At 71.8% G+C, this 25,469-nt stretch carries 25 protein-coding genes; 15 read left to right on the top strand and 10 right to left on the bottom strand.

Translation table 11 applies throughout. The features are described 5' to 3' along the window. Nucleotides 1-10 precede the first annotated feature (10 nt). From ribH to QC385_RS40450, 6 genes are all read left to right on the top strand, one after another. Entirely contained in the window at nucleotides 11-496 is a 486-nt protein-coding gene (ribH, locus tag QC385_RS40475) for a 6,7-dimethyl-8-ribityllumazine synthase (RefSeq protein ID WP_059416276.1), read from the top strand. 34 nt (nucleotides 497-530) lie between these two features. Next, nucleotides 531-803, top strand: a complete 273-nt coding sequence (locus QC385_RS40470) for a phosphoribosyl-ATP diphosphatase (RefSeq protein WP_003988914.1) — start codon at nucleotides 531-533, stop codon at nucleotides 801-803. Between the two features lie 46 nt (nucleotides 804-849). After that, entirely contained in the window at nucleotides 850-1,698 is an 849-nt protein-coding gene (hisG, locus tag QC385_RS40465) for an ATP phosphoribosyltransferase (protein WP_279546410.1), read from the top strand. Between the two features lie 13 nt (nucleotides 1,699-1,711). Next, on the top strand, nucleotides 1,712-2,167 hold the full coding sequence (locus tag QC385_RS40460; protein ID WP_279546409.1) for a PH domain-containing protein: 456 nt from the start codon (nucleotides 1,712-1,714) through the stop codon (nucleotides 2,165-2,167). 238 nt (nucleotides 2,168-2,405) lie between these two features. Next, nucleotides 2,406-3,737, top strand: coding sequence for a hemolysin family protein (locus QC385_RS40455; protein WP_279546408.1), 1,332 nt, complete (start codon nucleotides 2,406-2,408; stop codon nucleotides 3,735-3,737). Then, nucleotides 3,734-4,810, top strand: coding sequence for a hemolysin family protein (locus QC385_RS40450; RefSeq protein WP_279546407.1), 1,077 nt, complete (start codon nucleotides 3,734-3,736; stop codon nucleotides 4,808-4,810). The genes QC385_RS40455 and QC385_RS40450 overlap by 4 nt, the downstream gene beginning before the upstream one ends. A 99-nt stretch (nucleotides 4,811-4,909) precedes the next feature. Here the strand turns inward: QC385_RS40450 and QC385_RS40445 are convergent, their stop codons facing one another. Together QC385_RS40445 and QC385_RS40440 are read right to left on the bottom strand one after the other, a co-directional pair. After that, entirely contained in the window at nucleotides 4,910-6,763 is a 1,854-nt protein-coding gene (locus QC385_RS40445; RefSeq protein ID WP_279546422.1) for an AAA family ATPase, read from the bottom strand. A gap of 433 nt (nucleotides 6,764-7,196) precedes the next feature. Next, nucleotides 7,197-7,844 carry a uridine kinase family protein gene (locus QC385_RS40440; RefSeq protein WP_279546406.1) on the bottom strand — a complete coding sequence of 216 codons (648 nt, stop codon included), beginning with the start codon at nucleotides 7,842-7,844 and terminating at the stop codon, nucleotides 7,197-7,199. Nucleotides 7,845-8,039: 195 nt separating this feature from the next. On the opposite strand from QC385_RS40440, the gene QC385_RS40435 reads away from it, so the two are divergent. The 3 genes from QC385_RS40435 to QC385_RS40425 all read left to right on the top strand — a co-directional run bounded on the left by QC385_RS40435 (nucleotide 8,040) and on the right by QC385_RS40425 (nucleotide 10,404). Next, on the top strand, nucleotides 8,040-9,419 hold the full coding sequence (locus QC385_RS40435) for a peptidase C39 family protein (protein ID WP_279546405.1): 1,380 nt from the start codon (nucleotides 8,040-8,042) through the stop codon (nucleotides 9,417-9,419). A gap of 91 nt (nucleotides 9,420-9,510) precedes the next feature. Beyond that, the gene (locus QC385_RS40430; protein WP_107500236.1) at nucleotides 9,511-9,651 is read left to right on the top strand and encodes an SCO1431 family membrane protein; all 141 of its coding nucleotides are present in this window, start codon (nucleotides 9,511-9,513) and stop codon (nucleotides 9,649-9,651) included. A 96-nt stretch (nucleotides 9,652-9,747) separates the two neighbouring features. Further along, nucleotides 9,748-10,404: a TetR/AcrR family transcriptional regulator gene (locus QC385_RS40425; protein WP_279546404.1), complete on the top strand. Its 657-nt coding sequence runs from the start codon at nucleotides 9,748-9,750 to the stop codon at nucleotides 10,402-10,404. 50 nt (nucleotides 10,405-10,454) lie between these two features. Here the strand turns inward: QC385_RS40425 and QC385_RS40420 are convergent, their stop codons facing one another. Next, the gene (locus tag QC385_RS40420; protein ID WP_279546403.1) at nucleotides 10,455-11,723 is read right to left on the bottom strand and encodes a glycoside hydrolase family 18 protein; all 1,269 of its coding nucleotides are present in this window, start codon (nucleotides 11,721-11,723) and stop codon (nucleotides 10,455-10,457) included. Nucleotides 11,724-12,054: 331 nt separating this feature from the next. Between QC385_RS40420 and QC385_RS40415 the strand changes: the two genes are divergently transcribed. Next, complete coding sequence (locus QC385_RS40415; protein WP_279546402.1) at nucleotides 12,055-13,227, top strand: acyl-CoA dehydrogenase family protein; 1,173 nt, start codon at nucleotides 12,055-12,057, stop codon at nucleotides 13,225-13,227. Here the strand turns inward: QC385_RS40415 and QC385_RS44420 are convergent. Together QC385_RS44420 and QC385_RS40410 are read right to left on the bottom strand one after the other, a co-directional pair. Then, the gene (locus tag QC385_RS44420; RefSeq protein WP_086601218.1) at nucleotides 13,190-13,438 is read right to left on the bottom strand and encodes a hypothetical protein; all 249 of its coding nucleotides are present in this window, start codon (nucleotides 13,436-13,438) and stop codon (nucleotides 13,190-13,192) included. The genes QC385_RS40415 and QC385_RS44420 overlap by 38 nt on opposite strands. A gap of 226 nt (nucleotides 13,439-13,664) precedes the next feature. Continuing rightward, on the bottom strand, nucleotides 13,665-14,099 hold the full coding sequence (locus tag QC385_RS40410; protein WP_279546401.1) for a hypothetical protein: 435 nt from the start codon (nucleotides 14,097-14,099) through the stop codon (nucleotides 13,665-13,667). A 268-nt stretch (nucleotides 14,100-14,367) separates the two neighbouring features. Here QC385_RS40410 and QC385_RS40405 point away from each other — a divergent pair, with 268 nt between their 5' ends. The 4 genes from QC385_RS40405 (at nucleotide 14,368) to fxsA (ending at nucleotide 18,472) form a co-directional block, all read left to right on the top strand. Then, complete coding sequence (locus tag QC385_RS40405; RefSeq protein ID WP_010046337.1) at nucleotides 14,368-14,808, top strand: Lrp/AsnC family transcriptional regulator; 441 nt, start codon at nucleotides 14,368-14,370, stop codon at nucleotides 14,806-14,808. A gap of 55 nt (nucleotides 14,809-14,863) precedes the next feature. After that, on the top strand, nucleotides 14,864-16,465 hold the full coding sequence (locus QC385_RS40400; protein ID WP_279546399.1) for an amidohydrolase: 1,602 nt from the start codon (nucleotides 14,864-14,866) through the stop codon (nucleotides 16,463-16,465). Nucleotides 16,466-16,999: 534 nt separating this feature from the next. Further along, nucleotides 17,000-17,803, top strand: a complete 804-nt coding sequence (locus QC385_RS40395; protein WP_279546398.1) for a polyprenol monophosphomannose synthase — start codon at nucleotides 17,000-17,002, stop codon at nucleotides 17,801-17,803. A gap of 93 nt (nucleotides 17,804-17,896) precedes the next feature. After that, a complete protein-coding gene (fxsA, locus tag QC385_RS40390; RefSeq protein ID WP_279546397.1) occupies nucleotides 17,897-18,472 on the top strand; it encodes an FxsA family membrane protein in 576 nt (191 codons plus the stop codon). 133 nt (nucleotides 18,473-18,605) lie between these two features. Here the strand turns inward: fxsA and QC385_RS40385 are convergent, their stop codons facing one another. From QC385_RS40385 to yczE, 4 genes are all read right to left on the bottom strand, one after another. After that, nucleotides 18,606-18,980 carry an RNA polymerase-binding protein RbpA gene (locus QC385_RS40385; RefSeq protein ID WP_010046329.1) on the bottom strand — a complete coding sequence of 125 codons (375 nt, stop codon included), beginning with the start codon at nucleotides 18,978-18,980 and terminating at the stop codon, nucleotides 18,606-18,608. A gap of 266 nt (nucleotides 18,981-19,246) precedes the next feature. Next, nucleotides 19,247-20,593, bottom strand: coding sequence for an MFS transporter (locus tag QC385_RS40380; protein ID WP_279546396.1), 1,347 nt, complete (start codon nucleotides 20,591-20,593; stop codon nucleotides 19,247-19,249). A 48-nt stretch (nucleotides 20,594-20,641) separates the two neighbouring features. Next, entirely contained in the window at nucleotides 20,642-21,409 is a 768-nt protein-coding gene (locus tag QC385_RS40375) for a glycerophosphodiester phosphodiesterase (RefSeq protein WP_279546395.1), read from the bottom strand. Then, nucleotides 21,406-22,059: a membrane protein YczE gene (gene yczE, locus QC385_RS40370; protein ID WP_279546394.1), complete on the bottom strand. Its 654-nt coding sequence runs from the start codon at nucleotides 22,057-22,059 to the stop codon at nucleotides 21,406-21,408. Before yczE ends, QC385_RS40375 begins: the two co-directional genes overlap by 4 nt. 100 nt (nucleotides 22,060-22,159) lie before the next feature. Here yczE and QC385_RS40365 point away from each other — a divergent pair, with 100 nt between their 5' ends. Continuing rightward, nucleotides 22,160-23,659, top strand: a complete 1,500-nt coding sequence (locus QC385_RS40365; RefSeq protein WP_279546393.1) for an SCO1417 family MocR-like transcription factor — start codon at nucleotides 22,160-22,162, stop codon at nucleotides 23,657-23,659. 35 nt (nucleotides 23,660-23,694) lie between these two features. On the opposite strand, the gene QC385_RS40360 is transcribed toward QC385_RS40365, so the two are convergent. Beyond that, on the bottom strand, nucleotides 23,695-25,431 hold the full coding sequence (locus QC385_RS40360) for a hypothetical protein (RefSeq protein WP_279546392.1): 1,737 nt from the start codon (nucleotides 25,429-25,431) through the stop codon (nucleotides 23,695-23,697). Nucleotides 25,432-25,469 lie beyond the last annotated feature (38 nt).

The raw sequence follows: 25,469 nt of genomic DNA, 5'->3' as shown, positions 1-25,469 counted from the left end.
AGGGAGAGACGTGAGCGGCAAGGGTGCACCGGAGCTGTCCGTACGCAATGTGGGTGACCTCCGGGTCGCCGTCATCGCGGCACAGTGGCACGAGAAGGTGATGGACGGTCTGGTCGACGGCGCCCTGCGCGCCCTGCGCGACCTCGGCATCGACGAGCCGACCCTCCTCAGGGTCCCCGGCAGCTGGGAGCTCCCCGTGGTCGCCAAGGTCCTCGCGGGCCGCGGCTACGACGCGATCGTCGCCCTCGGCGTCGTCATCCGCGGCGGAACCCCCCACTTCGAGTACGTGTGCCAGGGCGTGACCCAGGGGCTCACCCAGGTCTCCGTCGACACCGGCGTCCCCGTCGGGTTCGGCGTGCTGACCTGCGACACGGAGGAGCAGGCCCTGGACCGCGCCGGCCTGGAGGGCTCCAACGAGGACAAGGGGCACGAGGCGGTGACGGCGGCGGTGGCGACCGCGGCCACCCTCCGCTCAGTATCCGAACCCTGGCGCTGACGAAAGCCACATGTGGCATAGGCTGAGCGTCACCATGTCCAAGAAGACGTTCGAGGAGCTCTTCACCGAGCTCCAGCACAAGGCCGCCCAGGGCGACCCCGCCACTTCCCGCACCGCAGAACTGGTCGAGAAGGGCGTCCACGCCATCGGCAAGAAGGTCGTCGAAGAGGCCGCCGAGGTCTGGATGGCCGCCGAGTACGAGGGCAAGGAGGCGGCCGCCGAGGAGATCTCGCAGCTGCTGTACCACGTCCAGGTGATGATGGTCGCCCGCGGCATCTCCCTCGACGACGTCTACGCCCACCTGTAAGCCGCACCCGTTCCCGTAAGACACCCACGCGAAGGAAGCCGACCTCATGCTGCGCATCGCCGTCCCCAACAAGGGTTCCCTGTCAGGCCCTGCGGCGGAGATGCTGCATGAGGCCGGCTACCAGCAGCGCCGGGAGTCCAAGGAACTGCGGATCGTCGACCCGACGAACGAGGTCGAGTTCTTCTACCTCCGCCCCCGCGACATCGCGATCTACGTCGCCTCCGGCCAGCTGGACATCGGCCTCACCGGCCGGGACCTGCTGATCGACTCCGGCGCCGACGCGGAGGAGATCCTCGCCCTCGGCTTCGCCCGCTCCACGTTCCACTACGCCGGCAAGCCCGGCACCATCAGCGGACTGGCGGACCTGGCGGGCAAGACCGTCGCCACCTCCTATGAGGGCATCGTCGCGTCGCACCTCGCCGACAACGGCATCGACGCCTCCGTCGTCCACCTCGACGGCGCCGTCGAGACCGCCATCCAGCTCGGCGTCGCCCAGGTCATCGCCGACGTCGTCGAGACCGGCACCTCGCTGCGCAACGCGGGCCTGGAGGTCGTCGGCGAGCCGATCATGCGGTCCGAGGCCGTCGTGATCCGCCGCACCGGCGCGGACGGCGACGACCCCAAGGTGCAGCAGTTCCTGCGCCGCCTCCAAGGCGTCCTGGTCGCCCGGACGTACGTGATGATGGACTACGACTGCCGCGTCGAGCAGCTGGAGAAGGCCGTCGCCCTCACCCCCGGTCTGGAGTCGCCGACCGTGTCCCCGCTGCACAACGAGGGCTGGGTCGCCGTCCGCGCGATGGTCCCGGCCAAGGAGGCGCAGCGGATCATGGACGACCTGTACGACATCGGCGCCCGGGCCATCCTGACCACGGCCATCCACGCCTGCCGTCTGTGAGGGGCGCGCACTGATGTCCGATCTGCCCACCCTGCCCGTCACCTTCCGGCCGGGCACCACCCGCGCGGTGCTGCTCGCGGCCGCCGTCGCGATCCTCGTGGTGATCACGGCCGTGGCGATGCTGCTGGAGCAGCTCAGCCCCGCGGAGCGTCTCAGCTTCGTCGTCACGGCGCTCCTGCTGGACGCGGTGCTGCTGCTGCTGGCGCGGCCCAAGGTCGTCGCCGACGAGGACGGCGTCACCGTGGTCAATCTCACCAGCAAGCGCCGGCTGGAATGGGCCGAAATCCTTCAGGTGACCCTCCGGTCCGGCGACCCCTGGGTGTTCCTCAACCTCAGCGACGGCACCAGCCTGCCCGCCCTGGGCATCCAGCCCGGCCTGGCCAAGCAGCGCGCCATCGCCGACGCCCGGGCCCTGCGGGCGCTCGTCGAGGCCCGTTCCGTCGCGAGCCCCGAACGGCATCAGAGCTGACGCGTGGCAATCCGCACGGCGGTCGCCACTGCCGCACCGGGCGGTGTCTTGATTAATCTGTTGGCGGAGGCGCTAAGGACGCGCCTTCGCCCCTGCTGCCCCGCCCGGTGCGCAGAGGCTTCCTGCTAAACGAGGAGTGACCCTCTCCGGCGATGGACGGATCGTCCTGCAGTACCTGCGCCGCCCCCTGCCGACATAGCGCGGACCGTGTCCGCGACCGTGCGGAGGCGGCGGCATCATGACCATCCCCCTGCTGCTCCTGGCAGCCGCGTTCCTGCTGATTCTCGCCAACGGATTCTTCGTGGCGGCCGAGTTCGGACTCGTGACGGTCGAGCGGCCGGAGGCCGAGAAGGCCGCCGCCGAGGGCGACCGGCGCGCCCAGCGCGTCGTCGAATCACTCAAGGAACTGTCCTTCCAGCTCTCCGGCACCCAGCTCGGCATCACCATCACCTCCCTCGTCGTCGGCATGCTCGCCGAACCGGCGCTGGCCGAGCTGCTGCACGGCCCGTTCACCTCGATCGGCGTCCCCGAGGGCGCCGTCTCCGGTGTCACGGTCGTCGTCGGCATGCTGCTGGCCTCCGCCGTGCAGATGGTGATCGGCGAGCTCCTGCCCAAGAACTGGGCGGTGTCCAGGCCGCTCCAGGTCGCGCGCTTCGTCGCCGGCCCGCAGCACGTCTTCGCACGGCTGTTCCGACCGGTCATCGCCGGCCTCAACGCCGTCGCGAACCGGCTCGTGCGCGCCCTGGGCTTCGAACCCGCCGAGGAACTGGCCTCGGCCCGCACCCCCGGCGAACTCGTCTCCCTCGCCCGCCACTCGGCCCGGGCCGGCGCCCTGGAACAGGACACGGCCGATCTCTTCGTCCGGACCCTGTCGCTCGGCGAGCTGACCGCGCAGCACGTGATGACGCCGCGCGTGAAGGTCAGCGCCCTCCAGTCCTCGGCCACCGCCGAGGACGTGGTCAACCTGACCCGCGCCACCGGCCTGTCCCGCTTCCCCGTCTACCGGGAGAGGATCGACGAGGTCGTCGGCATGGTCCACCTCAAGGACGCCCTGGCGGTGCCCGTGCGGGACCGGCTGCGGACCCCCGTCGGCCGCATCGCCCGTCCGGCACTGCTCGTCCCCGAGACGCTGCCCGTACGACCGCTGCTCACCCGTCTGCGCAGCGAGCAGCCGATCGCGGTCGTCGTCGACGAGTACGGCGGCACGGCCGGTGTCGTCACGCTGGAGGACATCGTCGAGGAGATCGTCGGCGAGGTCCGCGACGAGCACGACGGACACGACCTGCCCGAGCTGGCCTCCGCGCCGCCGGAGGACGGCAGGCCCGCCTGGGACGTCGACGGCAGCTGCCGGGTCGACATCCTCCAGCGCATAGGCCTCGACGTGCCCGAAGGCCCGTACGAGACCGTCGCGGGTCTGATCGCCGACCTGCTGGGCCGTATCCCGGCCGTCGGCGACAAGACGGAACTGCCCGGCTGGCGGCTGTCGGTACGCCAGGTCGGCCACTACCGGGCCGAGCGGGTCCGGCTGGTCAGAACGGCCCCCGTCGCCGTGGTGGAGGCAGCCCGATGAGCATGCTTCAACTGACTTTCGCCGCAGTCCTGGTGCTCGCCAACGGCTTCTTCGTCGGTGCCGAGTTCGCGCTCGTCTCCGTACGCCGCAGCCAGATCGAACCCCTCGGCACGGCCCGCGCCCGCCAGGTCCTCTACGGCCTCGAGCGGCTGCCGCAGATGATGGCGGCGGCCCAGTTCGGCATCACGATCTGCTCCCTCACCCTCGGGGCGGTCGCCGAACCGACCGTCGCGCACCTCCTGGAGCCGGTCTTCGAGTGGGTCCACCTGCCGCCCGGCATGATCCACCCGCTCACCTATGTGATCGCCCTCGCGGCCGTGGTCTTCTTCCACCTCGTCATCGGCGAGATGGTCCCGAAGAACCTGGCGATGGCGGCCCCCGAGAAGGCCGCGCTGTGGCTCAGCCCCGGCCTGGTGTGGTTCGCCCGCTTCTGCAAGCCGATCACCGCCGCCCTCGGGGCCTGCTCCCAGGGCATCCTGCGGCTCTTCCACGTCGAGCCCAGGGACGAGGTCGAGGCCGTCTTCACCAGCGAGCAGCTCAACCGGCTGGTGGAGGACGCCGGCCAGGCGGGCCTGCTCGATCCCGAGGAGGCCGAAAGCCTGGAGGACGCCCTGGAGCTGGGCTCCCGCCCGGTGACGGACGTCCTGCTGACACGCGAGTCATTGGTGACGGTCAGCCCGTCGGTCACCCCCGGCCGCATCGTCGAGCTCACCGCCCGCACCGGGTACTCCCGGTTCCCGGTCGCCGCGGAGAACGGTGCGTTCATGGGCTACCTGCACGTCAAGGACGTCCTCGACCTGGAGCACTCGGACCGGGCCGTGCCGCAGCAGGTGTGGCGGCCCATGACGACGCTGCGGTCCGAGTTGCCGCTGGACGACGCGCTGACGGTGATGCGGCGGGCGGCGACGCATCTGGCCCAGGTGGCCGACGCGTCCGGGAAGGTGCTCGGGCTGGTCGCGCTGGAGGACGTGCTGGAGCTGCTGGTGGGGGAGGTGCGGGATCCTGCGCACCGGGAGGTGCGGGAGGTACGGCTGACCGAGCCCAGGTCCGGCGAAGAGGTACTGGCGACGTAGCCAAGGCCGGGTGGGGGCGCAGCCCGGCGCCGCGGGGTGCCGCCCTCTGTGGGACGGGTGCCGCCCCGAGCGGCACGACTGCCCGCAGGCTCGGCCGGTTCACAGTCCGGGCGGATCCTGCGGCCCCCGCCCGGACAGCACCTCCCCGTAAGCCTGCATCAGATCCGGCAACCGCAACGTCGCCAGGTCCTCCCTGCCCAGCACCCCGGGATACACGGACAACCGCAGATCCCGGTACGCGCAGCTCTTCTCGTACAGCGTCCGCAGGAACCGCCCGTTGCCCAACTCGTCGATCCACCCCTGGTCCACCACATGCCCGGCGATGGAGCGCAGCTCGTCGAGGGCCTCCTCGTCCCACAGGTCGCCGTTCTCCGCGGCGAGGACCTTGCCGATCTCGGTGAGTTCGAGGGGCCGGTAGGAGGGGAAGTCGACGCGGGTGGTGAAACGGGAGGACAGCCCCGGATTGGCAGTGAGGAGACGGTCCATGCCCTCGGGGTAGCCGGCCAGGATCACCACGAGATGGTCGCGGTTGTCCTCCGCCCTCTTCAGCAGCACCTGGAGCGCCTCGTCGCCGTACGCGTCCCCCTTGCCGTAGCCCGAGTTGGACAGCGAGTACGCCTCGTCGACGAAGAGCACGCCGCCGAGCGCCGAGTCGATCAGTTCGTTCGCCTTCACGGCCGTCTGCCCGAGGTACTCGCCGACCAGGTCGGCCCGCTGCGCCTCCACGAGATGGTCGCCGCCGAGCAGGCCGAGGGCGTAGAAGACGCGGCCGAGGATGCGGGCGACGGTGGTCTTGCCGGTGCCGGAGGGGCCGGAGAAGACGAAGTGCCGCTTGGGCGGCTGGACCGGCAGGCCCTGCCCGGCCCGCAGCCGGGCCATGTTCAGCTGTGCCGACAGCGCCTTGACCTGGCGTTTCACCGGCTCCAGACCGACCATGCGCTCGAGTTCGGCGAGCGCCTCCTCGAGTAAGGCGGGGTCGGTGGGGCCGGCGGGCAGCGACGGCGCCGGGCCGGTCCGCGAGCGCACCGAGGGGTCGGTGACCGGCGGCAGGGGAGAGGAGGCCGGCGGTTCGGGATCGGACAGTCTCAGATCGCGGCCCTCGGTGCCGAAGAGCGGGTCGAATCCGTCCGGGCCGTCCACCCCGGCGCCGGTGAGTGTGATCGCCGCCAGGTCCGTGGAATCGTCGTACCCGTCGCCCTCGGCGATCGCGGCGAGCCGGGCGGAGGTGTCCATGAAGGCCGGGTCGACGCGGTGCACGGCCCGGTACAGGGGGAGCGCGGCGGCGCTGCGGCCGGTGCCCTCGTGCGCCCGGGCCAGCCAGTAGCGCAGCTCCTTGCGCTGGGGCTGCTCGCTGCGGCAGCGCATCAGCGCGGCGGACAGCAGTGGTTCGGCCTGCCCGTACATCTCCAGGCGGACCCGGGCCATGCCGCCGAACAGGCCCGCCTCGATGCCGAGCATCGGGTCGTCCAGGAGCGGATCGGTGTGGCGGACGAGCTGCTCCCAGTCCTTGACCAGATAGGCGCGGCAGGCGTGCAGGAAGCGGACGTGGGCGTCCGTGTCCACGGGCGGCAGCCCGGCGAGGGCGCGGTCCAGCTCTGGGACGTGGCGGCCGTCCAGCCAGTGGGAGGCGTGGGCGAGCAGCAGATCGCGGGGGCTCTCCAACACGGGCTGCACCCACCAGCCCAGCCAGTACCAGGAGTTGAGGGTGCGGTGATAGCGGGCGCGCTGCTCCCCGAAGCGGTCCCGGTGCCGGAACATCCTGAGCAGCGCGGTCGTCGTGTCGACGCGCAGCGCGTGCAGCCCGAGCCAGCCGTCGGCCATCCCGGAGTCCATCCGCACGGCGGCGCGGAACTCCTCCTCCGCCTGCGGATAGGCGCCCATGGTGTAGGCGTCCACGCCTCGCAGCCAGGCGAGGTCGGCCGGGGCTTGCGGGCCCTGCGTGCCGAAGTCCATCACGTCCCCCACGAACCGTGCCCCCGTCGGTATGCCAACGAGCCGTCCCCCAGCCGGGCTGCCCTGCTCGAACCGCTGTGCCACGGACCGGAGTTGCAAGGTGAACGAAGCAACCGTCCGTAGGTCGCAACGAAGGCATCGTACCTTCGGGGGCGGCGCCCCCGTAGGGTGCCGCACACTGCGTTCGGCGAGGTGGGAGCGGCTGCGGCGCCCTCCCGCACGGTGACCGAGGGTGAGCAATCGGCGTCGCGCGGCACCCGGAAAACCGGAAGAAGACAGAACGAAGCCCCCGATCACGGGGGAACAACCGGGGGCTTCGCGTCTGTGGGCGGCTCCGAATGGCCGCACATTGAGAACGTAAGACCTGTACGGGCCCCCGGTCAAGCCGAGTTGAAGCACTCCGGCAAGTTGTTCCGCAAGGCCCTTCACAAGTTCAGCACACTGCGGGCGGTCCGTCACCGTGCGTGAGGGGCTGGTCCGGTCCAACAGGCCCCGGAGTCACCTCATACCCCTTCTCTCGCTGCCGTACCAGGAGATCGGCGAACGGTCGCGAGGGATCGTCGGCGAAATGCCGGCGCTCCGCCGGCACCCATCCGTCCCAGAACTCCCGCTGCTCCTCCCCGTCCCGGGAGCGTCCCCGCGCCCAGGCCTCCTCACGGGGCACCTCCATCCACAGCAGCAGGGCCAGGTGGGGCCGCAGCGCCCGGCGTCCCGCGCCGACGCCCTCGACGAGGACCACCGGAGCGGGCGGCAGAGGGCGCGGCGGGCCGAAGTGGCGCGCGCGCCAGTCGTAGGGGGCGTAGTGCGCGGCCCGGCCGTGGGCCAGCGGCTCGATCACCTGGTCCAGCAGGCGCCCGGTCCATCCGAACAGTTCGTCGTGGGTGGCGATGTCGTCGAGGCGCAGCACCGGCGCGCCACCCAGCGCCACGGCCAACTGCTCGGCGAACGTGGTCTTCCCGGAGCCGGCGTGCCCGTCGACGCCGACGAGACGGACCGGGCCGCAGGAAGGGGGGAGGCGGCGGATCCGGGAGGCCAGGTCGCGGACGGCGGGCCCCGGTGCGGGGCGGAAGGGCGGATTCATCTCGCGCAGCACTCTAACGACGGCGCCCCGGGCGCGTGCCAGTGGTCGACGCCAATATTGGTGGGCGTGGCGCGCGCCGAAGTGCTGGCGGGACCCGGCGGGCTGTGCTGCTATGTGGCGCATACACGTGTGCGACCGACCGTGCCACGGACCTGCCCCGCCCCTGCCCGACTCCGACTTCCGGGGGTCCCCGCCATGCGCAGAGCCGAACAGCCGTCCCGCAGAACCGTCCTGGCCGCCGCGGTCGCCGCCGCCGTCGCGGCAGGCGCGGGCCAGGCCGCCGCCGACACCGAGGAGCCCATGACGACCGACACCGCGGAGCCCGCACGCGCGGTCCCGGCCCGCACCGTGGACAACCGGGCCTGGGTCTCGTACGGCGACTGGCGCGGCGGCACCGCCAAGGGCACCACCGCCGTCGCGGGCGCCCGCCCGGGCGTGGTGATCGCGAGGCCCGCCGGAACCACCGACTACACGGACCCGCACACCGGCGCCACCGCCCGCTGGGAATACGGCACCTGGACGTCCCCGGTCCACCGGCTCGCCGTCCCCGCGACGGAGGCGATCGTCTCCTGGAACGCGCGCACCCCGGCCGGCACCTGGCTCCAGGCGGAGATCAAGGCCGCCTACACCGACGGCACCAGCACTCCCTGGTACGTGATGGGCCGCTGGGCGGCAGGCGACCAGGACATCCGGCGCACCTCGGTCGACGACCAGAGCGACGGCAGGAGCACGGTCTGGACCGACACCCTGGCGATCGACGACCCGTCGACAGGCCTGCGTCTCGCCTCGTACCGGCTGCGCCTGACCCTCTACCGCAAGCCCGGCACCAAGGCCACGCCCACCGTGTGGCGGCTCGGCGCGATGGGCTCCGACGTACCCGACCGGTTCACCGTCCCGGCGTCCGTGCCCGGCCCTGCGAGGGAACTGATCGTCCCGCGGTACTCCCAGGAGATCCACAAGGGCCAGTACCCCGAGTACGACAACGGCGGCGAGGCCTGGTGCAGCCCGACGTCCTCCCAGATGATCATCGAGTACTGGGGCGGTCGGCTCACTCCGGAGCAACTGGCCTGGGTGGATCCGTCGTACGCCGATCCGCAGGTGTGCCACGCGGCCCGCTTCACCTACGACCACCAGTACGCCGGCTGCGGCAACTGGCCGTTCAACGCCGCCTACGCGGCCACGTTCAAGGACCTCCAGGCCGTGGTCACCCGGCTCGGCTCGCTCACCGATCTGGAGAGGCTGATCGCGGCGGGCATCCCGGCCATCACCTCCCAGTCCTTCCTGAAGGAGGAGCTGACCGGCGCCGGGTACGGCACCGCCGGGCACCTGATGACCGTCATCGGCTTCACCGGCGACGGCGACGTGATCGCCAACGACCCGGCCTCGGAGAGCAACGAGGCCGTGCGGCGCGTCTACCGGCGGCGCGAGTGGGAAAACATCTGGCTGCGGACGAAGCGGTACAACGCCTCCGGCAAGGTCGTCTCCGGCACGGGCGGCGTCTGCTACCTGTACTTCCCGGCACGCCCGAACGCGGCCCAACGCGAGGCGCTGACAGCCGTGGGCGTGCGCGTGTGACCAACCTCTCGGCCGCACAAGCCGCTTCCGGTGGCAAAGTAGACAGGCCCTCCGGGGAAGTCCGTCCACACCATCGAATCAGCGAGAAGCCATGACCGCGCACTCTGTCACCGCAGCCCGCGTCCGCACCGGCGGCCCTCAGGACGACGGCCCGAAGATCGTCGAGCACGTCGCGGGCTGGACCCTCGTCGTGGTCCTCGCGATGCTCGTGACCCAGCTCGGGCTGCTGTGACCGGACGCGGCGTGCTGTGACCTGACCCACGACCCGGTCCTCCGGCCTGCCATACTGCGGATGTCCCGCCGCCGCCCGTTGGAACCAGGGTCGAAATTGAATATCAGTCAACAGCCTGCCGCGCGTCCGAGAGCCCGCGGCACCGAGCGCTCGCTGGCGCGCCGTGCCGAACTCATCGCGATCGGGCGGAGGTTGTTCGCCGACACGTCCTACGACGCCCTGTCGATGGACGACATCGCCCGGCAGGCGCACGTCGCCAAAGGGCTGATCTACTACTACTTCCAGTCCAAGCGCGGCTACTACCTGGCCATCATCCAGGACTCGGTCACCGACCTGGTCACCCTGGCGGCGAGCGGACACGAACTGCCCCCGGTCGACCGGGTCCAGCGCACCATCGACAGCTATCTGTGCTACGCCGAGCGCAACCAGGCCGCGTACCGCACCATCGTCAGCGGCGGTGTCGGCTTCGACACCGAGGTGCACGCCATCCGTGACGGCGTGCGCGCGGCCATCGTCGCCACCATCGCCGAGGGGGCGTACGGCCGCGTCGACATCACCCCGCTGGCGCGCATGGGACTGCTCGCCTGGGTGTGCGGCGTCGAGGGCACCACCCTCGAATGGATCGACCGCCCCGAACTGCCCCGCCGGACCATGTGCGAGCTGCTGGTGAAGGGGCTCGGCGGCGCCCTGCGCGCGATCGAGGACCTGGACCCCGCCTACCCGGCTCCACAGGCCGCCCGCCAGGGCGCGTGAGCCGGGGGCGGAGGGACCGTGACGGTCCCTCCGCCCCCGGTCGTCCAGGCTTACTTGATGGCCTTGATCAGCTCACCGCTCGCCGTGTCGCCGCTCAGCTCCCAGAAGAACGTGCCGCCCAGCCCCTGCTGGTTCTTGTAGTTCATCTTTGTTGCGATGGTCGCCGGGGTGTCGTAACTCCACCAGTCGCCGCCGCACTTGGCGTACGCCGTGCCGGCCACCGTCCCCGTCGCCGGGCACTTGGTCCTGAGCACCTTGTAGTCCTCGATGCCCTGCTCGTACGTGCCCGCCGCCGGGCCGGTCGCCGTGCCGCCGGGCGCCGACTGGGTGACGCCGGTCCAGCCGCGGCCGTAGAAGCCGATGCCGAGCAGCAGCTTCGAGGCGGGGATGCCGAGGCCCTTGAGCTTCGCGATGGTCGCCGAGCTGTGGTTGTCCGCCTTCGGTATGCCGGCGTACGAGGTCAGCGGCGAGTGCGGGGCCGTCGGGCCGGTCGCGTCCCAGGCGCCGAAGAAGTCGTACGTCATCGGGTTGTACCAGTCGACGTACGGGGCGGCGCCCGCGTAGTCCGCCGCGTCGATCTTGCCGCCCGGGGTGGCGTCGGCGGTGATCGCCGCGGTGACCAGGTTCTTCGGGCCGAACTTGGCGCGCAGCGCCTGCATCAGGTTCTTGAAGGCCGCCTTGCCGCTGGTGTCGCAGGTGGCGCCGCAGGCGTTCGGGTACTCCCAGTCGATGTCGATGCCGTCGAAGACATCGGCCCACTTGGAGTTCTCGACCAGGTCGTAGCAGGACTGGGCGAAGGCGGCCGGGTTCTTCGCGGCCTCGCCGAAGCCGGCCGACCAGGTCCAGCCGCCGAAGGACCACAGGACCTTGAGGTTCGGGTGCTTCCGCTTCAGCTCGCGCAGCTGGTTGAAGTTGCCGCGCAGCGGCTGGTCCCAGGTGTCGGCCTTGCCGTCGACGGACTCCGCGGCGGTGTAGGTGCGGTCGGTCGCGGCGTAGGCGTCGCCCATCGCGCACTTGCCGCCGGTGACGTTGCCGAAGGCGTAGTTGATGTGCGTGAGCCTGGCCGCGGAGCCGGACGTCTCGATGTTCTTGACGTAGTACTTGCGGTCGTAGGTGCCCCATTCGGTGAAGTACCCGATGACCTTGGAGCCGGCGGCCTTGGCCTGGGGAGCGGCCTTCGTGCCGGCGGCGGCCTTCTGAGCCGAGGCCGCCGCCGTCGCCGTCGAGGTGCCCGCGCCGGCGAGCAGGCCGGCGCCGAGGACGGCACAACAGGCCGCCGACACGACGGCCCGGAATCGGGAGCGTTGGGGGTTGTGCATCCGGTGTCTCCTCGGGGGAGAGGGGAGCGCGCGCCGATTGGCATGAACGCGGTGAATCGGTGGTGCGAAACAGTAGGAGGACTAGACCAGTCCGGTCAATGGTTCGGACCAATTTCGCCCGTCGGGGCACCCTCGGGTATTTCTTGAAGTAAGCGGTCGTTAACTGGTGACGGGATGCCTCCGATCGGGCATACTCACAGCGCAGAGCCGCTGGTCAGCAGCTTCCGAGACCCGGGACTGCAAGCATCGGCCAGGCACCAGAACGACCAGGCGGCGCCGCCCCCACCCACGGGCCCGTCCGCCAGTGCCCGACAGGGAGGAGAGCGTCGCCATGCCCGACCGCGCCCCGCAGCCGGTGGACCGGCAACTGCCCACGGAGGAGGCCCGGGACCTGATCTCGCTCGTCCGCGACATCGCGCAGCAGGAGATCGTCCCGAAGGCGGCCGAGGAGGAGGACGCCGGCCGCTTCCCGCGCGAGCTGTTCACCCTCCTCTCGCGCTCCGGCCTGCTCGGCCTGCCGTACGACTCCGAGTACGGCGGCGGCGACCAGCCCTACGAGGTCTACCTCCAGGTCCTCGAAGAGCTCGCCGCGGCCCGCCTCACCGTCGGCCTCGGCGTCAGCGTGCACTCCCTGGCCTCCTACGCGCTCGCCGCCTACGGCACCAAGGAGCAGCAGGTCGAGCACCTGCCCGCGATGCTCGGCGGCGGCATGCTCGGTGCCTACTGCCTCTCCGAGCCGCACTCCGGCTCGGACGCGGCCGCCCTGCGCACCAAGGCGGTGCGCGACGGCGACGCCTGGGTGATCACCGGCACCAAGGCCTGGATCACGCACGGCGGGATCGCCGACTTCTACACGGTCATGGCGCGCACCGGCGAGGAGGGCCCGCGCGGGATCACCGCGTTCCTGGTGCCCGGCGACGCGCCGGGACTCAGCGCCGCGCCCCCCGAGAAGAAGATGGGCATGAAGGGCTCGCCCACCGCCCAGGTCCACTTCGACGGCGTACGCGTCGGTGACGACCGGCGTGTCGGCGAGGAGGGGCAGGGCCTCGCGATCGCCCTGTCCGCGCTCGACTCGGGGCGGCTCGGCATCGCCGCGTGCGCGATCGGCGTGGCGCAGGCGGCCCTCGGCGAGGCGCTGGCGTACGCCACCGAGAGGCGCCAGTTCGGCAAACCGATCGCCGACTTCCAGGGGCTGCGCTTCATGCTCGCCGACATGGCGACGCAGATCGAGGCGGGCCGGGCGCTCTACCTGGCGGCGGCGCGACTGCGGGACGCGGGCCGGCCGTTCGCCATGCAGGCGGCCATGGCCAAGCTGCACTGCACCGACACGGCGATGCGGGTCACCACCGACGCCGTGCAGATCCTCGGCGGCTACGGCTACACCGCGGACTTCCCGGCGGAGCGCTACATGCGCGAGGCGAAGGTGCTCCAGATCGTCGAGGGCACCAACCAGATCCAGCGGATGGTCATCGCCCGCCATCTCGTGGGTCCAGAGGGACGCTGAACTGGTCGAGGCCCCGCCAGGGCGCCGCGAGCCGCATCCACTCCGGGTCGTGCCGGCCCGGAAGAGTGCGGCCGCGCTCGGCCCAGGCCCGCATGAGGTCGCGGTAGATCGGCGGGTCCTGGTAGCGCGGCGCGGTCGGCCGAACCGATTCCGCGGGCGGCGGGACGAACAGGAGGCGTTGACGCCCGGTCGCTGAGGAGATGGGGGTCATACCAGGGCAACGCGGAAGAGGCCGGACAGGTCACCCGCAGGCGGAATCGGGCGTGCGTTCAGGGGTGTTGTGGTGCCCGGCGCGCCGACGGCCTTGTGGGCCGGCGAGGGGGCCGCGTCCGGCGGCGACCTGGACCCGGACGCACTGATCCCGCACCACGGCGGACCGCGAGCCGTGGTGCGGGGCAGTCACTGGGATGGAGCGAGCGGGCGGAGAAGGCCCGCGCTCAGGCCGCTTCGCGGCGCATGACGGGGACCCTGATGGGACGTGAGCCCGGGCCGCCGACGTGCGAGAAGGGCTGCGTCCGCCAGTCGAGTCCCTGAGGGAGCGTCAACAGCAGGGCGGTGTCCTGCTCCTGGGGTTCGACGGACTCGTCCGCGGGGCGGGCGTCCGTGGCCCTGCGGCCGGTTCCGGCACAGACCGTGAGTCCGAACGGGTTCCACGGCGAGGCGCACAGCGCGTGCTCCGGCAGAACCTCCTCGTCCGCCAGAAGGGCGATTGGCTGTGCGCAGTCCGGGCAGACGACCCGGAACATCTCGAAGGTGTCGTAGGCGTCGAGTTCGTCGTCGAAGGAGTCGGGTTCGACGCCCTCCGGCTCGGGCTCGACGACGAGCTGCTGCCGCTTGGGTGCGGTGCGACCTGGGCGCTTAAGACTCTGCATTGGGTTCTCCCCCTCGGGCTGGGCCGTATCAGGCACTGCGGCCTCGACCACAGCAAGCACTTCCCGTCCCCCCTGGGCGGTAATCACGAGAACATTACGGAGACTGTTCGAGCCCTGTGGCGTTCGTCACATGCCGCGCGCAGGTGCCCACTGCGGTGGGTTTGTCCCCCGGACGGCTGACAGTCGCCGCCGGCCAGATCACGAACCGGTGGTGGCCCGGGCCGCTCAGGTATCGGAGGAGATCAACCGCACTGTAGGTTCTTGCGCCATGGAGGAGCTGGACCGACAGATCGTGCAGCTGCTCGTCAAGGACGGGCGGATGAGCTACACCGACCTGGGCAAGGCCACGGGCCTGTCCACGTCGGCCGTGCACCAGCGGGTGCGCCGGCTGGAACAGCGTGGCGTCATCCGCGGCTATGCCGCGGTCGTCGACCCGGAGGCCGTCGGTCTGCCCATGACCGCGTTCATCTCGGTCAAGCCCTTCGACCCCAGCGCGCCCGACGACATCGCGGACCGCCTCGCGGACGTGCCCGAGATCGAGGCGTGCCACAGTGTCGCGGGCGACGAGAACTACATCCTCAAGGTGCGGGTCGCGACGCCGCACGAGCTGGAGGAACTGCTCGCGCGGGTGCGGTCGCTGGCGGGTGTCTCCACGCGGACGACGGTGGTGCTGTCCACGCCGTACGAGGCGCGGCCGCCCAGGATCTGACCTGTGGTCCACCCCTTCGCGGGGCGTGGAAGCGAGGCCTGTGAAACTGTGCTCCATGAGTGAGTCCAGTACGCCGCCCCAGACCGTTCTTCTCCGTCGGGGAGAGGTCCACAGCCCTGCTGATCCGTTCGCCACCGCCATGGTCGTCGAGCGAGGGCAGGTCGCCTGGGTCGGTTCCGAGGGTGCCGCCGACGCCTTCGCGGACGGGGTCGACGAGGTGGTCGATCTCGACGGAGCGCTGGTCACCCCCGCGTTCACGGACGCGCACGTGCACACCACCGCCACCGGGCTCGCCCTCACCGGCCTGGACCTGTCCGGCGCGCCCTCCCTGGAGGCCGCCCTCACCCTCGTACGGGACTTCGCCGCCGCCCGGCCGGACGACCGTGTGCTGCTCGGGCACGGCTGGGACACCGCCCGCTGGCCCGGCGGCCGCCCCCCGACGCGAGCCGAACTCGACGAGGCCACCGGCCACCGGCCCCTCTACCTCAGCCGGATCGACGTCCACTCGGCGGTCGTCACGACGGCCCTGCTCGACCTGGTCCCCGACGCCCCCCGCGAGGACGGACCGCTCACCGCCGACGCCCACCACGTCGTCCGCGCCGCGGCGTTCGCGGCCGTGACGCCCCGGCAGCGCGCCGACGCCCAGCGCGCCGCCCTCGCGCACGCCGTCTCGCTCGGCATCGGCACGATCCACGAGTGCGGCGGCCCGGAGATCTCCTCCGAGGACGACTTCACCGGCCTGCTGCGCCTCGCCGCCGAGGAGCCCGGCCCGCGCGTCGTCGGCTACTGGGCCGAGGAGGACGTCACCAAGGCCCGGGAGCTGGGCGCGGCCGGCGCCGCGGGCGACCTGTTCGTCGACGGCTCCCTCGGCTCGCACACGGCCCGCCTGCACCAGCCGTACGCCGACGCCGGCCACACCGGCCGGGCCTACCTGGACACCGCCGCCGTCGCCGCCCACGTCGTGGCCTGTACCGATGCAGGGCTCCAGGCCGGCTTCCACGCCATCGGCGACGCGGCGGTGGACTCCGTGGTCGACGGTGTGCGGGCCGCCGCCGAGAAGGTCGGTCTCGCCCGTGTCCGGGCCGCCCGCCACCGGGTCGAGCACGCCGAGATGCTCACGCCCGAGGCCGTCGCGGCCTTCGCCGAACTCGGTCTCACCGCCTCCGTCCAGCCCGCCTTCGACGCCCTGTGGGGTGGCGAGGACGGCATGTACGCGCAGCGGCTGGGGATCGAGCGGGCGCGTGCGCTGAACCCCTACGCGGCGCTGCTGCGCGCCGGTGTGCCGCTCGCCTTCGGCTCCGACAGCCCCGTCACCCCCCTCGACCCCTGGGGCACGGTGCGAGCCGCCGCATTCCACCGCACGCCGGAGCACCGCGTCTCGGTGCGCGCCGCGTTCACGGCGCACACGCGCGGCGGCTGGCGGGCCGTCGGACGCGACGACGCGGGCGTCCTGGCGCCGGGAGCGCCCGCCGACTACGCGGTGTGGCGCACCGGCGAACTCGTGGTCCAGGCCCCGGACGACCGGGTCGCCCGCTGGTCGACGGACCCCCGCTCCGGCACCCCGGGCCTGCCTGATCTGACCCCTGGCCATGACCTGCCCGTCTGTCTGCGCACCGTGGTGGGCGGACGCACGGTCTTCGTACGGCCGGGCGAGTGATCTACGGGGGTGGCGCGCGGACGATCGTGCGCCGCGCCCCCGTCGTGCGACCTGCGCATCCTCCGCGCTGACCAGGGCGTTGCCGGGATATGCGCAGGTCAAACGGCTGTTGACAGGCGGCCGCAGGAGGCCGGTAGGTTCGGCCGAGTCCACCACCGGACGCCCGACCGGGGAACGTCCGCGCACTCGCCGCAGCGCCGCCGGGTCAGGGACGGTGTGCCGCACCGGGGCACCGCCACTGGGAGCCAGGCTCAGGCCGGCACGGCGCCGAGGCAGCGTTCCGGCCGGTCGGGGAGGTGTGACCCGGGTGGGGCCCGGGAGCTCAGTAGACAACGGCTTTCGGTCGATCCGCAGCCAGCGGATCCCAGGTCGGCCCGAAGGGCACCGGGCCCCCATCCGCCGTACGCTCGCACCCGGAGGCGCATTCTTACCCGCGTCTTGCGGATTCGACACCACCATTCGAACGTCCTGTCACGTCATCGCAGGCCGGGCCCACTATGGTGGATCCCTGCGTACGGACATGAAGGGGCATCAGTGAACGACGGCGACGGAACCCTCGCGGCAGGAGCCCAGGGGAGGAAGTTCGGCCCGCTCGGCATGGCCTTGGTGATCATCCCGACCTACAACGAGGCGGAGAACATCAAGAGCATCGTCGGCCGGGTGCGCGAGGCCGTCCCCGAGGCGCACGTACTCGTGGCCGACGACAACAGCCCCGACGGCACGGGCAAGCTGGCCGACGAGCTGACCGTCGACGACGACCACGTCCACGTGCTGCACCGCAAGGGCAAGGAGGGCCTGGGCGCCGCCTACCTCGCGGGCTTCCGCTGGGGCCTGGAGCGCGGCTACGGCGTGCTGGTCGAGATGGACGCCGACGGCTCCCACCAGCCCGAGGAACTGCCCCGTCTGCTCACCGCTCTGAAGGGCGCCGACCTGGTGCTCGGCTCGCGCTGGGTGCCCGGCGGCCGGGTGGTGAACTGGCCGAAGTCCCGCGAGGTGATCTCCCGCGGAGGCAGCCTCTACTCCCGGCTGGCGCTCGATCTGCCGCTGCGTGACATCACGGGCGGCTACCGCGCCTTCCGCCGCGAGACGCTGGAGGGCCTCGGCCTCGACGAGGTCGCCTCCCAGGGTTACTGCTTCCAGGTCGACCTCGCCCGCCGCGCGGTCAGGGCCGGCTACCACGTCGTGGAGGTGCCCATCACCTTCGTCGAGCGCGAGCACGGCGACTCCAAGATGAGCCGCGACATCCTCGTCGAGGCGCTGTGGCGGGTCACGGCGTGGGGCGTGGGGGAGCGGGTCGGCAAGGTCACGGGCCGCGGCGGCAAGCCCTCGAAGCCGTAGCCGTCGGCCGAGCCTCTTTCGGAACGGCCGCTCACAGGAACAGCTGATCGTGGCCTTATCCCGTGCTGAGCCGGGGCCAGGCACACTGGGAGCATGACGACTGGCGCTCAGACTCCCAGGTATCCCGCCCGGCCCCGGCGCTCCCGGCTGCGCACGTTCCTGCCGTTGGGTATCGCCGCGTGGCTCGTGCTGGAGATCTGGCTGCTGACACTGGTCGCGGGGGCGTCGAGCGGGCTGGTGGTCCTCCTCGTCCTGGTGGCGGGCTTCATCCTCGGCTCGGTCGTCATCAAGCGGGCCGGCCGGCGGGCCTTCCGCAAGCTCTCGGAGGCGCTGCAACAGCAGCAGAGCGGCGTGATGCCCGCGGCGGCCCGGCCGAACAGCGAGGGCAACGGCCTGATGATGCTGGGCGGACTGCTGCTGATGATCCCCGGCCTGATGTCGGACGCGGTGGGCCTGCTCCTGCTGCTGCCCCCGGTCCAGAAGGCCGTGAGCCGCTCCGCCGAACGCACCTTCGAGCGCAAGCTCCGCGAGGCCGACCCGGGCACCCTGGGCGGCGCCTTCCAGCAGGCCCGTATGCACCACCCCGACGGCAAGGTCGTCCAGGGCGAAGTCGTCAGGGACGAGCCGGGCGGCGCACCGCAGGAGCCGCGCCCGCCGCTGACGCACTGAGCGTCCCGGCGTCCGGGCGCATGCGGCAGGAGCCGCAAGAGCGCGAGCACGACAAAAACCGCGGGCGCCGTACTTCACGTACGGCGTCCGCGGTCCTTGACGCGCTGTAACTTCGGCCAGACCCCGGAGGGACTTATGCCGACTTGCGGCTGTCTCGGGGATGAATCGCGATGTTCATCGCACCGGAGCGCAGAACCGCCAGGCGCTCCTCGAGGACCTCTTCGAGCTCCTCACGGGTGCGCCGCTCCATCAGCATGTCCCAATGCGTACGCGCGGGCTTGGCCTTCTTCTCTTCAGGGCCGTCACCGTCCACGAGGAGTGCCTGGGCCCCGCAGACCTTGCACTCCCACTCCGGCGGGATCTCCGCCTCGACCGAGAAGGGCATCTCAAACCGGTGCCCCTTCTCGCATGCGTACTCCACGGCCTGGCGCGGGGCCAGGTCGATGCCGCGGTCCGTCTCGTAGCTGGTCACCACGAGGCGCGTGCCGCGAAGAGCTCGCTCACTCATGAATCGTGCCTCCCGGGCTTGTCGCCCACAGGACAGGTGTCGCTGTCGTCGTCATCCGGTCAACGTCCGGTCGGCGGTAAAGATTCCCGTTCCGAGTCCCGTTCCGGGTCATGCGTCGCCGTCGTAGCCGCCCTTGTTGTACCCACCAGCGCCCGGTTTGTCACATCTGCTAGCAGATGTGACCCAGCGTTTCGGCATCTTTGACGCGCAGTAACGGTACGCCTGGCAGGCCAAACGCGTACACTACAGCCCTTTCGCGTCGAGTGCTAAATCCTGTCAGGAACCGGGTTCCCCGCTTCTTCGATCGCACGCCGCACCGGAACCCGCGCGAGCAGCGCGAACCCGATGACGAAGAAGCCCACCAGCGAGATGATCGCGGCCCGATAGCTCCCGGTCAGCTGGTAGATGAGCCCGAACAGCAGTGGCCCGAGCCAGCTCATTCCGCGGTCGCTCATCTCGTACGCGGAGAAGTATTCGGCCTCCTTGCCGGGCGGGACGAGATGGGAGAACAGGGACCGGGACAGCGCCTGGCTGCCGCCGAGGACCAGACCGATGCCCGCGGCCAGGACGAAGAACCACACCGGCGCCCCGGCCGGCAGGAAGTACCCGGCCGCCAGTGTCAGCGTCCACGCGATCAGTGAGCCGAGGATCGTGCGTTTGGCCCCGTAGGTCCGGGCCAGCCGGCCCATCGTCAGGGCGCCCGCCACCGCCAGCACCTGCACGAGCAGGATGGCGCCGATCAGGGTGGACTGCCCGAGGCCGAGTTCCTCGGAGCCGTAGACCGAGGCCTGGGAGATCACCGTCTGGATGCCGTCGTTGTAGACGAGGTACGCGAGCAGGAAGGCCAGGGTCAGCGGGTGGCGGCGCATGTCGCGGACGGTCGCCGCGAGCTGCCGGAAGCCGGGCAGGGCCGCTTCCCGCGTGGCGGACCTGCGATCGCGCAGCCTCCGGAGCGGGATGAGGGCGAACGCACCCCACCACAGGCCGGCCGACGCCAGGCAGATGCGGACCGCGGTGCTCTCGGAGACGCCGAAGCTGTCGTGCCCCGTGTAAAGGATCAGGTTGGCGACGAGGACCAGCGAGCCCGCCGCGTAGCCGAAGGCCCAGCCGCGGGAGGAGACCGCGTCCCGTTGCTCGGGCGGGGCGATCTGCGGCAGGTAGGAGTTGTAGAGCATCATCGCCACGGACTGCGCGGCGTTGGCGACGATCAGGAGTGCCCCGCCGAGCAGGTAGCGGTCGCCGTCCAGGAAGAACATGGCCGCGGTGGCCGTGGCCCCCAGATACGCGGCGGCCGCGAGCAGGGGCTTCTTGCGGCCGGTGCGGTCGGCGGCGGCGCCCACCAGCGGCATCACCAGTACGGCCACGATCACCGACAGGGACACCGAGTACGCGAAGAAGGACCCGGCGCGCACCGGGATCCCGAGGGGGTGGACGTACCCGTCGGCGTCGGCCGCGGACTCGGCGACCGACGTCAGATACGGGCCGAGGAACACGGTGAGCACGCTCGTCGAGTAGACGGAGCACGCCCAGTCGTAGAAGTACCAGCCACGCTGCTCGCTCTTGAGATCCGCTGCCCCGTCGGCCGGCGGTGTCCGCACGGTGTCGGTACCCACCCGTGCCCTCGCTTCCCCGTGAACGCGCAGGGGCGCCGGGCCGGGGTCTCAGATCCAGACGCCGCGGTCCTCCATGACCTTGCGCAACGTGTCGATGTGATCGGTCATGATGCCATCCACGCCGAGGTCCAGAAGCCGGTGCATGCTCTCGGGGTCGTTGACGGTCCACACGTGAACCTGGAGGCCGCGCGCGTGGGCGGCGCGGAGGAAGCTGTGGTCCACGACCTGGATGCCCGACTGGATCTCGGGGACCTGGGCGGCGACCGCCGAGCGGCGCACCGCCGCCGGCAGCCCCCAGGAGCGCAGCCGCAGATTGAGCACGCCCCGGGTGCCGTACGAGGTGGCCAGGCGCGGGCCGGCCAGCCGCTGGGCGCGCACCACGCGGGCCTCGGAGAACGAGCCGAGGCAGATCCGGTCCCAGGCGTTCGTCCGGCCGACCAGGTCCAGGAAGGGCAGCAGGGCGGCCTCCGCCTTGACGTCGACGTTCCAGCGGACGTCGGGGAACGTCGCCAGGAGTTCCTCGAAGAGCGGCACCGGTTCCTCGCCCGCCACGCGCGCGTGGCGCACCTCCTGCCACGGAAGGTCGGCGATCCGGCCCGCGCCGTCCGTCACCCGGTCCAGGGTCGCGTCGTGGAAGGCCACGAGTTTGCCGTCCCGGGTGGCGTGGACGTCGGTCTCGATGTACCGGTAACCCGCCTCGACGGCGCACCGGAACTGCCGCGCCGTGTTCTCCAGGCCGTCCGCGGCCCCGCCCCGGTGCGCGAAGGCGATCGGGCCGGGATGGTCGAGGTAGGGATGGCGTATCCGCGGGGTCACGGACGCAGTATCGCTCCTCGGGGTTGACCTGTGGCAACGACCGTGCTGCCGCCGGTTGCCGAAGGGACGGCGAACACGCGCAGGAAGAGCTGGGCGAGCGGGCCGATCGCCACCGCGTACAGGAGGGTGCCGATGCCGACGGTGCCGCCCAGGGCGAAGCCGGTCGCCACGACCGTGAACTCGATGACCGTGCGCACCAGGCGGATCGAGACGCCCGTGCGCTGGTGCAGTCCCGTCATCAGGCCGTCGCGCGGGCCCGGGCCGAAACGCGCCGCGATGTACAGGCCGGTCGCCGCGCCGTTCAGGACGATCCCCGCCACCATCATGCCGACGCGGAGCGTCCAGCCGCGAGCGTCGGGCACCAGGGCCAGTGTCGCGTCCATCGCCATGCCGATGACCAGCACGTTGGAGATCGTGCCCAGGCCCGGCCGCTGGCGCAGCGGGATCCACGCGAGCAGCACCGCGGCGCCCAAGACGGTCAGCACGACGCCGATCGACAGACCGGTCCGCTCGGCGAGGCCCTGGTGCAGCACGTTCCACGGCTCCAGCCCGAGCCCCGACCTGACGAGCAGTGCCGAACTCGCCCCGTACAGAGCGAGACCGGCGTAGAGCTGTGTCAGTCGTCGGACCAGACGCCCGTGCGTGGCCATGATGTGTCCCCCTGTGGTGGTAGTGGACTGCTGCATGACACCCTGTGGCTTGGACGGAAAGGCCATCCATGGCCAATCCGGGGAAGGTGGACTGATTCTCATGGCGCAGTGGACCTCGGCCGTGGGTGCGACGCAGCTCGCACGGCTGCTCAACTCCCAGCAGGACCGCCCGGCGGGGCCCGGCACGCGCCGGCCTCCCGCCTACCGCGCGCTCGCCGACGGCATCCGTCTGCTGGTGCTTGAAGGGCGGGTCCCGGTGGCCGCCCGGCTGCCCGCCGAGCGGGAACTCGCCCTCTCCCTGTCCGTCAGCCGTACGACGGTCGCCGCCGCCTACGAGGCGCTGCGCAGCGAGGGCTTCCTGGAGTCCCGGCGCGGGGCGGGCAGCTGGACCGCCGTACCGGCCGGGAACCCGCTGCCCGCGCGCGGCCTGGAACCACTGCCGCCCGAGGCGCTCGGCTCGATGATCGACCTGGGCTGTGCGGCGCTTCCGGCCCCCGAGCCGTGGCTCACCCGGGCCGTGCAGGGCGCACTGGAGGAACTGCCGCCGTACGCGCACACGCACGGTGACTACCCCGCCGGGCTGCCCGCGCTGCGGTCGATGATCGCCGAGCGCTACACCGCGCGCGGGATCCCGACCATGCCCGAGCAGATCATGGTGACGACGGGGGCGATGGGCGCGATCGACGCGATCTGCCACCTGTTCGCCGGGCGGGGCGAGCGCATCGCCGTCGAGTCGCCCTCGTACGCCAACATCCTCCAGCTGATGCGGGAGGCGGGGGCCCGGCTCGTGCCCGTCGCGATGGCCGATGGGCTCGCCGGGTGGGACATGGACCGCTGGCGGCAGGTCCTGCGGGACGCCGCGCCCCGGATCGCGTACGTCGTCGCCGACTTCCACAACCCGACCGGTGCGCTCGCCGACGAGGACCAGCGGCGGCGGCTGGTCGACTCGGCCAGGTCCGCGGGGACCGTGCTGATAGCCGACGAGACGATGACCGAGCTGTGGCTCGACCCGGACGTGCGGATGCCGCGGCCGGTGTGTGCCTTCGACCCGGCGGGGTCGACGGTGATCACCGTGGGATCGGCGAGCAAGGCCTTCTGGGCCGGGATGCGCATCGGCTGGGTGCGGGCCGCGCCGGACGTGATCCGCAGCCTGGTCGCGGCGCGGGCGTACGCGGATCTCGGTACGCCGGTGCTGGAGCAACTGGCCGTCAACTGGCTGTTCGGCACGGACGGCTGGGAACAGGCCGTGGAGGTGCGGCGTGAGCAGGCGCGGCAGAACCGGGACGAGATCGTGGCGGCCGTGCGGCGGGAGTTGCCCGACTGGGAATTCGAGGTGCCCCGGGGCGGTCTGACGCTGTGGGTGCGCACGGGCGGTCTGTCCGGGTCGCGGCTCGCGGAGGCCGGGGAGCGGGTGGGCGTGCGAGTGCCGTCCGGGCCGCGGTTCGGGGTGGACGGGGCGTTCGAGGGGTATGTGCGGTTGCCGTTCACCGTGGGGGGTGCGGTGGCTGAGGAGGCGGCTGCGCGGCTGGCCGCCGCGGCGCGGATCGTGGAGGACGGCGGCGTGGGAGCGGGCGAGTCGCCGCGTACGTTCGTGGCGTAGTCCGCGGCTGCCGCGGTCGGCCTGACCGGCCGCGGCTAGGACGTCTTGGTGGACTTCGTCAGGACGGGCACCGGCTTTCGTTCCGTCGGTTCCGTCAGCACGGGTACCGGCTCCGGTTCCGGTTCCGGTTCCGTCAGGACCGGTACCGGCTCCGGCTTCACCGGCTCGGGCTGGGGCTCCGGCGCCGGCTCCGTCCCGGGTTCGACCGGCTCCGGTTCCCCCTGCCTCGGGTCCGGATCGGGCACCGTCTCCCCGTCCGCCGGTGTCGTGCGGGGCGGGAGGAGGTCCAGGACCGCCTGGCGGTGGGCGTCGGACGTGGCGTCGTCGTAGGGGTTGGGTGTGGCCGGGACCTGGAGGCGGTGGACCGGGCCCGTGCCCAGGCGGGCGTAGCCGCGGCCGGGTGGGACCTGGTCGACCGGGGTGGTGTGCGGGGGTGCGCCCAGGACGGACTCGACCTGGGCGGCCGTCGCCGGGCCGAGGACCACGCGCGCGCGGGTGTGCTGCCGTACGGCGTCGGTGAGGGCGTCGGCGCTGTCGAGCTGGTCGGCCACCACCACCGTCACGTTCGCCGGGCGGCCGTGCCGCAGGGGCACCTGGAGGAGGGACTGCGGGTCCTTGCGGTCGTCCGCTGCGGCCAGGTGGGTGAAGGCCGTCGGGCGGTCCAGCAGGATCCACAGGGGACGCTTGGTGTCGTCGGGCGGCGGGTGGCCCGCCTGATGGGCGCGGTTGGCGGCGATGAGGCGGCGCTCGGTCTCGGTCGCGGCCCACTCCAGGCTGGCCAGCGCCCCGGTGAGCCCGCACTCGACGGCCAGGACGCCGTCCCGGCCGGTCAGGCAGGCGTACTCGCCGGTGCCGCCGCCGTCGACGATCACCACGTCGCCGTGCTGGAGGGCCTGGACGGCGATGGAGCGCAGCAGGGTCGAGGTGCCGCTGCCCGGCTGGCCGAGGGCGAGCAGATGGGGCTCGGTCGAGCGCAGGCCCGTGCGCCACACGACCGGGGGCACGTCCCGCCGCTGGTCGCCGTAGGTGAGGGGGAGCGTGCGCCGGACCTGCGTGGGGTCGGTGAAGCCGAGGACCGTCTCGCCGGGAGTGGTGACGAAACGCTGGGCGGCGATGTCGACGGGCAGCGGCTGGAGCACGCTGACCGTCAACTGGTTGTCCTCCTCGTCCCACGTGAAGTGGTACTCGCGGCCGCGGCCCGACTTGGCCGCGAGTAGGTGCTCGATCCGCGCGCGGGCCTCGGCCTCGCCGTCGGTGAAGTACGCCGGGTAGCGGACCACCAGGTGCGAGATCCGGCTGCCGCCGTCGAAGGCGTAGGTGGGGAAGGCCTTGTCCCACGCACCGCCGTGGGCGTAGAGCGGCTCGGGGTCCTCGGCGGTGGAGAAGTACGGGACGAGGGCCTCGTAGAGCGCCTTGAGGCGTTCCGTCTGTGACTCGTCGGGGCCGTCGGGTGCCGACGAGGGGCGGTCCCGGCCTTTCCAGGCCGCGGCCGCCATCAGTGTGACGGCGGCGAGCAGCGGTCCGTACGGCAGCAGCGCCACGACCAGGAGGACGGAGGACACCAGGAACAGCAGCGCCCCCCGTTTCTCCTTGGGGGTCTCGGCCACTCTGCGCCGCCCGGCCGCTGCCAGTCGGCGCAGGCCGCGCGTGATCGTGATCAGCGGGTGGAGGACGTCGGTGGCGCTGTCGGCCGCCGTCCGGGCCAGCTCCCGGCTCCGGGCGAGCTGCGCGCTGCCGTTGCTCAGAATGCGGGGGAGGGGGCGCCGGGCCACTGCTGCCTCCAGGGAGTGCGTACGGGCGGGATGCGTAC

Source organism: Streptomyces sp. DH10 (assembly GCF_029813805.1).
Classification (GTDB): Bacteria; Actinomycetota; Actinomycetes; order Streptomycetales; family Streptomycetaceae; genus Streptomyces; species Streptomyces coeruleofuscus.
The sequence above is the reverse complement of the archived record's forward strand: the minus strand, read 5'-3'. Positions and strand labels throughout refer to the sequence as shown.

Bases quoted from the DNA above. Each gene is read 5' to 3' on its own strand.
- QC385_RS40385 (WP_010046329.1), bottom strand. From the start codon at position 18,980: ATGAGTGAGCGAGCTCTTCGCGGCACGCGCCTCGTGGTGACCAGCTAC.
- yczE (WP_279546394.1), bottom strand. From the start codon at position 22,059: ATGGCCACGCACGGGCGTCTGGTCCGACGACTGACACAGCTCTACGCC.
- fxsA (WP_279546397.1), top strand. From the start codon at position 17,897: ATGACGACTGGCGCTCAGACTCCCAGGTATCCCGCCCGGCCCCGGCGC.
- QC385_RS40450 (WP_279546407.1), top strand. From the start codon at position 3,734: ATGAGCATGCTTCAACTGACTTTCGCCGCAGTCCTGGTGCTCGCCAAC.
- QC385_RS40405 (WP_010046337.1), top strand. From the start codon at position 14,368: ATGGAGGAGCTGGACCGACAGATCGTGCAGCTGCTCGTCAAGGACGGG.
- QC385_RS40460 (WP_279546409.1), top strand. From the start codon at position 1,712: ATGTCCGATCTGCCCACCCTGCCCGTCACCTTCCGGCCGGGCACCACC.
- QC385_RS40365 (WP_279546393.1), top strand. From the start codon at position 22,160: ATGGCGCAGTGGACCTCGGCCGTGGGTGCGACGCAGCTCGCACGGCTG.
- QC385_RS40400 (WP_279546399.1), top strand. From the start codon at position 14,864: ATGAGTGAGTCCAGTACGCCGCCCCAGACCGTTCTTCTCCGTCGGGGA.
- QC385_RS40470 (WP_003988914.1), top strand. From the start codon at position 531: ATGTCCAAGAAGACGTTCGAGGAGCTCTTCACCGAGCTCCAGCACAAG.
- QC385_RS40440 (WP_279546406.1), bottom strand. From the start codon at position 7,844: ATGAATCCGCCCTTCCGCCCCGCACCGGGGCCCGCCGTCCGCGACCTG.
- QC385_RS44420 (WP_086601218.1), bottom strand. From the start codon at position 13,438: ATGACCCCCATCTCCTCAGCGACCGGGCGTCAACGCCTCCTGTTCGTC.
- hisG (WP_279546410.1), top strand. From the start codon at position 850: ATGCTGCGCATCGCCGTCCCCAACAAGGGTTCCCTGTCAGGCCCTGCG.
- QC385_RS40430 (WP_107500236.1), top strand. From the start codon at position 9,511: ATGACCGCGCACTCTGTCACCGCAGCCCGCGTCCGCACCGGCGGCCCT.
- QC385_RS40445 (WP_279546422.1), bottom strand. From the start codon at position 6,763: ATGGACTTCGGCACGCAGGGCCCGCAAGCCCCGGCCGACCTCGCCTGG.
- QC385_RS40410 (WP_279546401.1), bottom strand. From the start codon at position 14,099: ATGCAGAGTCTTAAGCGCCCAGGTCGCACCGCACCCAAGCGGCAGCAG.
- QC385_RS40420 (WP_279546403.1), bottom strand. From the start codon at position 11,723: ATGCACAACCCCCAACGCTCCCGATTCCGGGCCGTCGTGTCGGCGGCC.
- QC385_RS40435 (WP_279546405.1), top strand. From the start codon at position 8,040: ATGCGCAGAGCCGAACAGCCGTCCCGCAGAACCGTCCTGGCCGCCGCG.
- QC385_RS40415 (WP_279546402.1), top strand. From the start codon at position 12,055: ATGCCCGACCGCGCCCCGCAGCCGGTGGACCGGCAACTGCCCACGGAG.
- QC385_RS40455 (WP_279546408.1), top strand. From the start codon at position 2,406: ATGACCATCCCCCTGCTGCTCCTGGCAGCCGCGTTCCTGCTGATTCTC.